8 protein-coding genes and 3 pseudogenes are annotated in these 9554 nt (G+C 68.5%); 5 read left to right on the top strand and 6 right to left on the bottom strand.

Translation table 11 applies throughout. The annotated features are described in order from the left end of the window. The 4 genes and pseudogenes from ELR45_RS36470 to ELR45_RS01825 all read right to left on the bottom strand — a co-directional run. A partial coding sequence (locus ELR45_RS36470; protein ID WP_205855689.1) for a 4a-hydroxytetrahydrobiopterin dehydratase occupies positions 1 to 195 on the bottom strand: 195 nt, incomplete at its 3' end. Between the two features lie 279 nt (positions 196 to 474). Next, positions 475 to 1080 (bottom strand): GNAT family protein, encoded by a 606-nt coding sequence (locus tag ELR45_RS01835; protein ID WP_129662953.1) that lies wholly within the window; start codon positions 1078 to 1080, stop codon positions 475 to 477. A 184-nt stretch (positions 1081 to 1264) separates the two neighbouring features. Next, a pseudogene (locus tag ELR45_RS01830) lies at positions 1265 to 1501 on the bottom strand (transposase); the annotation flags it as partial. A gap of 197 nt (positions 1502 to 1698) precedes the next feature. Next, on the bottom strand, positions 1699 to 2907 hold the full coding sequence (locus ELR45_RS01825; RefSeq protein WP_420813792.1) for an alanine racemase: 1209 nt from the start codon (positions 2905 to 2907) through the stop codon (positions 1699 to 1701). A gap of 353 nt (positions 2908 to 3260) precedes the next feature. Here ELR45_RS01825 and ELR45_RS01820 point away from each other — a divergent pair, with 353 nt between their 5' ends. After that, positions 3261 to 3770, top strand: coding sequence for a SixA phosphatase family protein (locus ELR45_RS01820; protein ID WP_165367385.1), 510 nt, complete (start codon positions 3261 to 3263; stop codon positions 3768 to 3770). Positions 3771 to 3890: 120 nt separating this feature from the next. On the opposite strand, the gene serB is transcribed toward ELR45_RS01820, so the two are convergent. Together serB and ELR45_RS01810 are read right to left on the bottom strand one after the other, a co-directional pair. Next, complete coding sequence (gene serB, locus ELR45_RS01815) at positions 3891 to 5120, bottom strand: phosphoserine phosphatase SerB (protein WP_129662949.1); 1230 nt, start codon at positions 5118 to 5120, stop codon at positions 3891 to 3893. Positions 5121 to 5134: 14 nt separating this feature from the next. Then, entirely contained in the window at positions 5135 to 5893 is a 759-nt protein-coding gene (locus ELR45_RS01810) for a hypothetical protein (RefSeq protein WP_129662947.1), read from the bottom strand. Between the two features lie 172 nt (positions 5894 to 6065). Here ELR45_RS01810 and ELR45_RS01805 point away from each other — a divergent pair, with 172 nt between their 5' ends. From ELR45_RS01805 to ELR45_RS36465, 4 genes and pseudogenes are all read left to right on the top strand, one after another. Further along, a complete protein-coding gene (locus ELR45_RS01805; RefSeq protein WP_129662945.1) occupies positions 6066 to 6851 on the top strand; it encodes an ABC transporter ATP-binding protein in 786 nt (261 codons plus the stop codon). 160 nt (positions 6852 to 7011) lie between these two features. Then, the gene (locus ELR45_RS01800) at positions 7012 to 7479 is read left to right on the top strand and encodes an NfeD family protein (protein ID WP_129662943.1); all 468 of its coding nucleotides are present in this window, start codon (positions 7012 to 7014) and stop codon (positions 7477 to 7479) included. 230 nt (positions 7480 to 7709) lie between these two features. Next, a pseudogene (locus tag ELR45_RS01795) lies at positions 7710 to 8669 on the top strand (SPFH domain-containing protein); the annotation flags it as partial. Positions 8670 to 9076: 407 nt separating this feature from the next. Next, positions 9077 to 9554: pseudogene (locus ELR45_RS36465) on the top strand (TrmH family RNA methyltransferase); the annotation flags it as partial.

The following is a 9554-nucleotide window of genomic DNA, read 5'->3' as shown; positions in this document are numbered from 1 at the left end:
GAGGTCGACGTACCCATTGCCGAGCGACACGCGCGGGTGGTGTCCGAGCTCGTCGCCTGCCTCGCCCACCGCGGCGACGAACCGTGTGCCGGCGCCGAAGTCGGCGACCAGATAGCGGGCATGCAGTCCCTGGGCCAGCTTGCGCCAGTCGGTCAGCTGGGCCTCGGCGATCTCGTCACCCTTCAGCATGTCCATGTTCGGGATCCTATCTGTGATTCAGCCGCGGCGGTCGTGCTCATCGCTTCGCCCTCGCCTTCGTGCTGGTCGCGCGGGTCGAGGGACCGTCTTGCGCATCACGGAACGATGTTGGCCCATGCTCCGGATGAGGTGAAGCCCGCCTGCTCGAAGAGGCCCCCGTGGCGTGGCGGCACGGCGAACCGTGGGCTCGCTCATGCCACAAAGACACACGCCGCCGCGTGGAGTCATCGCCCTCGGCGGGTGTGATCTGACGATCGCCTCGGAAGGGCAACTGTGTCACGGTTGCGCAGGCACCTCGATCGACATCACGCAGTTCTTCAACCCCTTGGGCCGGACGTACCTGAAGCCGAGTCGTTCGTAGAGCCGGCGGGTACCGTTGTAGAGGAACGACGATGACATCTTCTTCGTCTGGTGCGTCAGGTCGTGCGGATAGGCTTCGACCACGCCGCCACCGGCCTGCGCGATCAGGTCGAGGGCACCCCGGATCGCGATCTCGGTGATGCCCCGGCGGCGGTACCTCCGGTCAACGAAGACACAGGTGATCCGGTAGTCGGGGTCGCGGTCCTTCTCGGCGTCGTACTGCTTGCGATGGTAGATGGTGGGCAGCTCGGTCGGCGTGCCGTACTCCGCCCACGCGATGGCCACTTCGCCGTCCATCACCAGCGCCGCGTGGGCTGCGCCAGCCTCGACGTACCGCTTCTTCAGCTCCCGGTTGGCCTCGGCCCCCTGCCCGCGCTCGGGGCCGTCGGGATGGAACCAGATGCACCAGCAGCCGCCAAAGATCCCATTGTGTCGCTGCACGAGGGCGTCGAACGCCGGCCAGGTCTCGGCAATCAGAGGGCTGACCTCCAACGTCGCGTCGGTGCTCGTGTCGGTACTCATGGACATAGCGTAGAACGGTTACCGGACGATGCGCGTCCGGATCAGCGACTCGTTATATGTCCACGTCGAGCGCCGCCTCAAGCTGCTCCTCGGTGGGTTCCCGTGTTCGACCCACCCCATCGCGGGCACGGACTCCGGTGACAGAACTGGCCTGAAGCCTCCGGGTCTCGAGCAGGGACCTGGCGATGACCGCGACCGCGTCGGGCAGTTCTTCGGCGGTGGCGGTCTTGAAGCCGGTGAACCCGTCCATCGCGACCACCTCCACCTGGTCGCGCCATGCGTCGGGGCGCTCGGCGAGCCAGGTCTTGAACGCCTGCTTGGAGCGGCCCTCGACCATGTCGAGCAGCCGTGCTGGGCCGGTTCCGTCACGGATCCCGGTCAGGTCGATGATCACGGTTACGTACTCGGGAGACCTCGACGTCTACCCCGGGACCGACGCGCCAGCGGTCGCTACACCCTCAACTGCGAAGAGCCTGTTTCGTCTCGCGACGTTTAGCGGGCCGCGCGGGTGTGGAAAGGGATCGCGAGGCGGCGGGTTGCGCTGGGCAGGCCAAGTTCGGTCGGTCTGTGGCCCGGTTGGGCTTGAGCCTGGCGATCCCTTTCCACCCCCGCGGCCCGCTAAAGGAATGTCTTGCCGTCACCGCGATAGGTCAGTGCGGTGTCCACGTGGCGCTCCCCGCGCACGAGGTGGTAGCTGTCGAATCGTTCGGCCAGCTCGCCGGCCTTGGCGTGCCGGAACCACACCAGGTCGCCGAGGGCCAGTCCCTCAGCGGTCGGCCCGTGCAGCGGAGTCTGCGTCTGCCCAGCGCCCTCAGACTTGCCCAGACGGAGCCCTTCCGGCAGCCACGGCACCGGAAGCCGATCCTTGCCTGCCACGCCGCTGGCGATGTAACCACCGCCTGCGACGGTGACGACGCCGTTCCGCGGCCGGCGGACGACGGGCAACGCGAAGAACGCCGCCGGGAGCGCCGTGAACTCCGTGGCCCGGTCCAGCAACGCCGGTCCGAGCAGACCGGAGCCTGCGGCGACTTCGGTCACCGCCGCCTCGGCGGCGGTGGAGCTGATGGAACCGGTCCCGCCGGCGCTGACGAACTCCAGGTCGCAGATGTCGCGGACCGCGTCGACAACCGAGGCCCGCCGAGAGGCGAGGTCCTGATCTGCGCGTTTACGCATGGAACGGCGTAGGAACTCGCGCAGTCGACCCTGAGGCGAGTGGTCGTGTGCCTCGGCGACGTGTGCCTCGAATGCCTGGATCCCGACGAGCTTGAAGCCGGGCCGGGAGACGACGGCTTGAGCGAGCCGTGCCATCTCCTTGGGCGTCCGCAGCGGCGAGCGCAACGGGCCGAGCCTCAGCCGCCCTCGCAGCGCCTGCCAGGAGCAGTCGAGGTCGAGGCAGACGCGTAGCTCGGCGCGGGCCTCCGGTGGTGCGACGGCGTCGACGAGGTCGAGCTGGGCGATGTCGTCGACCATGATGGTGATCCGGCCTGCCAGGTGCTCCTCGCCGACGAGCCGGGACAGCGCCCGGCGGTCCGCACTGGGATACGCCACCACGGCGTCGTCGCAGATGCCGGTGCCGACCAGCCAGATCGCCTCGCGTAGCGAGTACGCCAGCACGCCGGCGAAGCCGTCCCGGGCGAGCAGCTGACGGATCAGGGTGCGGTTTCGGATGGCGGCGCTCACGATCCGGATCGGCTTGCCGGCCGCCCGGTGTACCAGCTCGTCGGCGTTTGCGTCCCAGGAGTCCATGTCGACCGCGGCGAGCGGCACGTCATCATCGCCTGTCGCGGAGTTCAGCCGGTGCCTCAGGTCGGCACGAGAGCTGGTGATCGGGCGAGCGGGTTCTGCGCGGGGTGTGTCGTTGCTCTTGACCGCCTCTTCGAGGGTTGGCTTGGGTGGCGGAGGCGGGGCCGGGTCGTCTGCGAGGTTGATCTCCACTCGGAATGCTTATCAGACCCGGGCCGAAGAGTCACTACCTGCGGGGGCTCCGCCCCCGCAAACCCCCGAAAAGCTGCAAGACCTGCCGGGGGCTCCGCCCCCGCAAACCCCCGAAAGACGGCGTGGCCTCCGCATCCGCGGCGCCCGGAACCAGCCGGATGTTGGTTGTCTATCAGGTCACAATCGATATGAGACGGCTTGGGAGGTATGCCCGCTCGACGGTGCGAGCCCTAGTCTTGAGTTCTATGTCGAGAACTCTCGTGCTGCTGCGCCACGCCAAATCCTCCTGGCCCGACGACGTCCCGGACCACGAACGACCACTCAACAAGCGCGGCAAGCGAGACGCGGCCGAAGTGGGTCGCTGGCTGCGCGGACGCGACCTGGAGCTGGACGTGGCGCTGGTCTCCAGCGCTCAGCGCACGCGTGAGACCTACCAGACGCTCGCGGGCGAGCTGAAGTCGCCGCCCGAGCCGCAGATCCGGGACGAGGCGTATGCCGCGGGGGCGGGGGACCTGCTCGACCTGGTACGCGGTGTCTCGGACGACGTGTCGGCGCTTCTCGTCGTCGCGCACAACCCGGGCATCGGTACCTTGGCGAGCCTGATCGACGACGAGACGTCGGACGTGCCGGAGCGCTTCCAGATGCGGGTCGACTACCGGACCTCGGCGTGCGCGGTGTTCGACGTCTATGGCAGCTGGACCGAGCTGGACCCGGGCCGAGCGCGTCTGGTGACGTTCGCGACGCCACGAGGGTGATCGACAGGCGGCCGGCGTTCCTTGACTCACGTAACGTTTGGGAGCCTGCCCACGGCGCCATCCGTTACCTGAGTCAAGGAACCTGGATCGAGGCCGTTCGGGCGCGCCAACGGCGGGCGATCAGAAATGGGTGACCGGAGGAGAAGGCGTGATGTAGCCGTCGTCGGCGTCGGCGGCCTCGACGTCGGCACGGCTGATGCCGAGCAGATACAGCACAGCATCGAGATACGGCACGTTCACGGCGGTGTCCGCTGCGTCGCGGACGACGGGCTTGGCGTTGAACGCGACACCGAGCCCGGCCGTGGCGATCATGTCCAGGTCATTGGCGCCGTCGCCGACCGCGACCGTCTGCGAGAGCGGCACGCCCGCCTCGCCGGCGAACCGCCGTAGCGCGGCCGCCTTGCCCGGACGGTCCAGGATCGGTCCGCTCAGCTCGCCGGTGAGCCGGCCGTCCTTGACCTCGAGCGTGTTCGCGGCGGCGAAGTCCAGGCCGAGCTGCTCGGCGAGAGCGTCGGTGACCTGGCTGAACCCGCCGCTGACGATGCCGCACCGGTAACCGAGCCGTTTCAGTGTGCGTACCAGGGTCCGTGCACCCGGGGTCAGCTGCACTTCGTCGCGGACCTCGTCGAGCGCGGAGTCCGGCAACCCGGCCAGCAGCCTGACCCGGGCCCGCAGCGACTCTTCGAAGTCGAGATCGCCGCGCATCGCGGCCTCGGTCACCTTGGCCACCTCATCGAGGACACCAGCGCGGGCGGCCAGCATCTCGACCACCTCGCCCTGCACGAGGGTGGAGTCGACGTCCATCACGATGAGGCGCTTGGCCCGGCGGATCAGTCCCGACGGCTGGACAGCCACGTCCACGCCGGACACCAGCGCCTCGGCGGTGAGCTCGGCCTTGAGCGTATCGGTCTCTACGCCGGATACCTCGAGCTCGATGGAGGTCACCGGGTACGAGGCGAGCCGCAGGATGCGGTCGATGTTGCCTCCGGCGTCGGCGATGCGGCGGGCGAGCAGCCGGATGGCCTCCGGGCGCAGCGGGTAGCCGAGCACGGTCACGTGAGCGCGTTCCGCCGGCTCGGAGAGGTCTCCCTGACCCGCGTCGATATCGACCTCAAGCTCGAGCTCGTCGGCGACGACGTGCACGGCTTGCATGAGCGCATCGTCGTCAGGAGGGTCACTGAGCACGACGGTCAGCAGTAGGTGACCACGGGCGGTGACCTGCTCGATGTCCAGCACGTCGACGGGGTACCGGGCGAGCGTCGCGAAGATCCGTGACGTCAGGCCCGGACGGTCCCGGCCGCTGAACGTGAGGAGCAGGGTACGGGCGTCGGAAGTCGAGGATGCACTCATAACATCGCTCAACGCTACTCGAGGGCGTTGCAGGCGGCGACGAGGGCATGCCTCGCCGCCCGCTCCAGCGGCGTGAGCACGGATCGCCGTGACTCCGCCGCAGAGGCGCTGACCGCGCCGCCGTCATCGGTCAATGCGAAGTCCGCAACGGCCAACAGCCTGATACTGCGCGCCGCGACCATCTGGGCCTTCGCCGGAAAACCACGGGGGAGCGGCTCGGCGACCTTCGAGGAACGGACTTCTTCCAGCAGGGTCGCCACCTCCGGGCGCCAGGCGGCCACATCGAGCTGGGCCAGCGCGGAGCCTGCCTCCATGAGACTGCTGGAAAGGTCGTGCTCGGCCTCGGTGAGGCTCGGACCCGGAGGCGGGGGAGCGGCCTGCCGACACCGCCACGTGACGAAGTGACCTTGGTCACCTGGCGGACCGAACGTGCGGATGTCCGGCACGAGTGCGTAGGCGACGTCCGGCTCTCCCACTGCCAGAACCGTCTCGCCGGCATCCACCGCATCCGCGGTCAGATCAGGGGGTCCGCCGAGACCGGTGGGGTCGCCGGGGACCGGGAGCACGACGCGGAAGGTCGTGACGCCGGCATCGCGCAGTGACGCCAACGCGGTGATCAGGTTGACCGTGCCGGTGGAACCAGGGACGTCGATCACGTCGTGCGGCTCGTCGTCGCCGCATACGCGGGTCAGGACGTCGTCGAGCGAGCAACTGTCGTTCAGCCAGGCGCTCGCCCACGCCGCGAGCCGTGCTGACCGGGGCATCGAGACCATGCACCCCAGCTTAGGGGTCGAGCGGTCCACGTGCCGCCTGACTCGCGGGGCCGCGTCGCGAAGCGGCACGCCCTAGAGGTCAGCGCCGACCTGACGCCCGGTAAGGTGCGGATGCGGCCCTTGTGAACCGGTGGCCGCCCGCATACGCGACCTTGAGGGAGCGAGCCCTGCCATGTCCAACGTGCTCGAGTTTGCTGACGTGACACTGACCCGGTCGGGCAGTCACCTGCTCGATAAGGTCACGTGGACCGTGGCGGACGGGCAACGATGGGTGGTCCTCGGGCCGAACGGCGCTGGCAAGACGACGCTGTTGCAGATCGCGGCCACCAACATGCACCCGTCCAGCGGGCAGGCAGCGGTGCTTGGCGAGCTGTTGGGCGCGGTCGACGTCTTCGAGCTGCGGCCCCGGATCGGCCTCACCACCGCCGCGCTCAGCGATCGGATCCGGTCCACGGAGTGGGTTCTGGATGTGGTGCGCACCGCGGCGTACGGAGTGGTCGGCCGGTGGCGTGAGTCGTACGAGGACGTCGACGACGCCCGTGCCTTCGAGCTGCTCTACCGGCTCGGCATCTCCCATCTGGCCGGACGGACGTTCGGGACGCTTTCGGAGGGGGAGCGCAAACGGACCCAGATCGCCCGGGCGATGATGAGCGACCCGGAACTGTTGCTGCTCGATGAGCCCAGCGCGGGCTTGGACCTGGGCGGCCGGGAGAGTCTGGTGACCACTCTGGGCGGGATCGCCACTGACCCGTTGTCGCCGGCCACCGTGCTGGTGACGCACCACGTGGAGGAGATCCCGGCCGGCATCACACACGCGATGCTGCTGCGCGCCGGCAGAGTGGTGGCTGCCGGACCGGTCGATGAGACCCTGACCGCGGAGAACCTGAGCTCGTGCTTCGGCTTGTCGCTGAGCGTCAGCCACGAGAACGGCCGCTGGAGCGCGCGGGCGACCAGCTGATTTCTTGAGAGCCCGTCCCGGAACGGACTCCGCGGGAGACGACGGGCGCAAGCAGCTCTGAACGGCATGCGGGAGAGCTGTTCGGCGGGGTATCGCGCGGTGCGACTCGCCTCGTTTCTCGGTGCAGACAGTGACGACGTCGTGGGCGTAATCTTGACCCATGCAAGGGTTCTGGGACTGGCTAGGTGACAACGAATGGTCTGCCTGGCTGGGACTGGCCTTCATCTTCGGGATCGTCGAGACGACGACTGTTGACCTCGTCTTCCTGATGCTGGCGGCCGGTGCAGCCAGCGGAGCGGTGGCGTCCATCCTCGGGCTGCCGTTCATCGCACAGACGCTGATCGCCATCGGTGTCAGCGTGTTCATGATCGGCCTTGTGCGCCCGGTGGCGAAACGCCACCTGCGTGTGCCCACGAGCGTGCGCACCGGTGCGGCTGCCCTTGTCGGCCAGAGCGCGCTCGTCCTGGAGCGGGTGGACGGCGACGGCGGACGCATCAAGCTCCACGGCGAGGTATGGACCGCCAGAAGCTATGACGGCCGGACGGTCATCGAACCCGGGCACAACGTCGACGTCGCGGAGATCGACGGTGCGACGGCCCTGGTCTTTCCCGGCGATGAGCCGTTGTGAGACGGGCCTGTCAGGCGCCCGCGAACATTGATCGATTACATGGACGGTATTTCGGCTGTCTGGTAGCGTAACGCCTGTTCGCGGGGCCTGGGTCGGCTCCAGGGCTGCCTGGGCGGCCGGACGCGGAGACGGCGGTGTCATCTCTGCACAGACCCTTAGTCGGTTCAACATTCCATGGGGCGCCGAGGGTGCCGCATGTGGGCTCCAAGCACGCATATGAAGGGGCATCTATGGAAGCGGGAGAGATTTTCCTCCTCTTTGTCATATTCCTCCTGGCCGTCTTCGTCCTGGTGGCATTGGCCAAGTCGGTACGGATCGTGCCTCAGGCGCGGGCCGGGATCGTCGAGCGGCTGGGCCGCTACCAGCGCACGTTGACACCGGGTCTGGCGATCGTGGTCCCGTTCGTCGACCGGGTCCTGCCGCTGGTGGACCTCCGGGAACAGGTCGTGTCGTTCCCGCCCCAGCCGGTGATCACCCAGGACAACCTGGTCGTCTCCATCGACACGGTGATCTACTACCAGGTCAACGATCCCAAGGCGGCCACCTACGAGATCGCCAACTACATCCAAGGTATCGAGCAGCTGGCCGTGACCACGCTGCGTAACGTGATCGGTGGCATGGACCTCGAGCGCACGCTGACCAGCCGCGAAGAGATCAACAACGCGCTGCGCGGCGTGCTGGACGAAGCCACCGGCAAGTGGGGCATCCGGGTCAACCGCGTCGAGCTGAAGGCGATCGACCCGCCACCGTCCATCCAGGACTCGATGGAGAAGCAGATGCGCGCCGACCGTGACAAGCGTGCGGCGATCCTCAACGCCGAGGGTGTGCGCCAGTCGCAGATCCTCACCGCTGAAGGCCAGAAGCAGGCGGCGATCCTGTCCGCCGAAGGTGACAAGACGTCGCAGATCCTGCGAGCCGAGGCGGACAAGCAGGCGCAGATCCTGCGGGCCGACGGTGAAGCCAAGGCGATCGGCGCCGTCTTCAATGCGATCCACCAGGGCCGGCCGGACCAGAAGTTGCTGTCCTACCAGTACCTGCAGATGCTGCCGGAGATCGCCAAGGGCGACGCCAACAAGGTCTGGATCGTCCCGTCCGAGATCGGTGCCGCACTCGAGGGGCTCGGCACGGCCGTGGGCAAGTTCGGCAACGCGCTGCCCGGTGCGGGCGACGGCGGCCAGCCCGAGATGGAGTACGAAGACATGCCGGGGGAGCAGGTGGCCGGCGAGGTCTCCGACGCGGCGGACCAGGCCGCCGCCGAAGGCGAGGCCGCCGTCTCTGCCGCCCAGGACCAGGTGAAAGAGGCGCTGCGTGCCGCGGAGGCCGCATCGCAGGGACGTGGTCCCGCCAGTGCCACCGACTCCATGGGCAGTCCGGGCCGAAACGACGAGGAGGGCGGCGGCGACGTTCCGCAGGCCCCGCCCGTTCCGCCGCCACCGGGCCAGTAAGACCAGCACGTCGAGCTCTCCCGAGCCGCTGCATCGCTCGGGAGGGCTTTCGGCGTCTCTGAGGGCCGTGCCGCCGGCCGAGCATGAGTGATGCCGTCCGGGGCGTGGGCCTGTCGGCGGGCTGGGGCGCGGCTGAGGCTCAGCAAGGCGCGATGGGGCACAATCGCACGGTGGACCTGGTCGAGATCGAGAGCGCCGACGACCCGCGGCTCGCCGACTACGTGTCGTTGCGTGACGTACAGCTGCGGACGTCGCTCGAAAGTGAGCACGGGCTGTTCCTGGCCGAGGGGGAGAAGGTCATTCGGCGTGCTGTCGGCGCGGGATACCCGGTGCGTTCCTTCCTCATGGCGCCCCGCTGGGTGCAGGCGCTGGACGACGTGCTGCGCGGCACCGGCGACGTACCCTGCTATGTGGCGCCCGAGTCGCTTGTGGAGGAGGTCACCGGCTTCCATGTGCACCGGGGCGCGCTGGCGTCGTTGCGACGGACACCGCTGCCGGATGTGGAGTCCGTGCTGGCGGGCGCACGCCGCGTCGTCGTCCTCGAGGATCTGGTCGACCACACCAATGTCGGTGCCGCGTTCCGGTGCGCGGCCGCGCTCGGATGGGATGCGGTCCTGCTGAGCCCACGAT

The organism is Phytoactinopolyspora endophytica, from assembly GCF_004138495.1.
GTDB classification, from domain to species: Bacteria; Actinomycetota; Actinomycetes; order Jiangellales; family Jiangellaceae; genus Phytoactinopolyspora; species Phytoactinopolyspora endophytica.
Note: the sequence above shows the minus strand (reverse complement) of the source record. Positions and strands in the feature narration are given on the sequence as shown.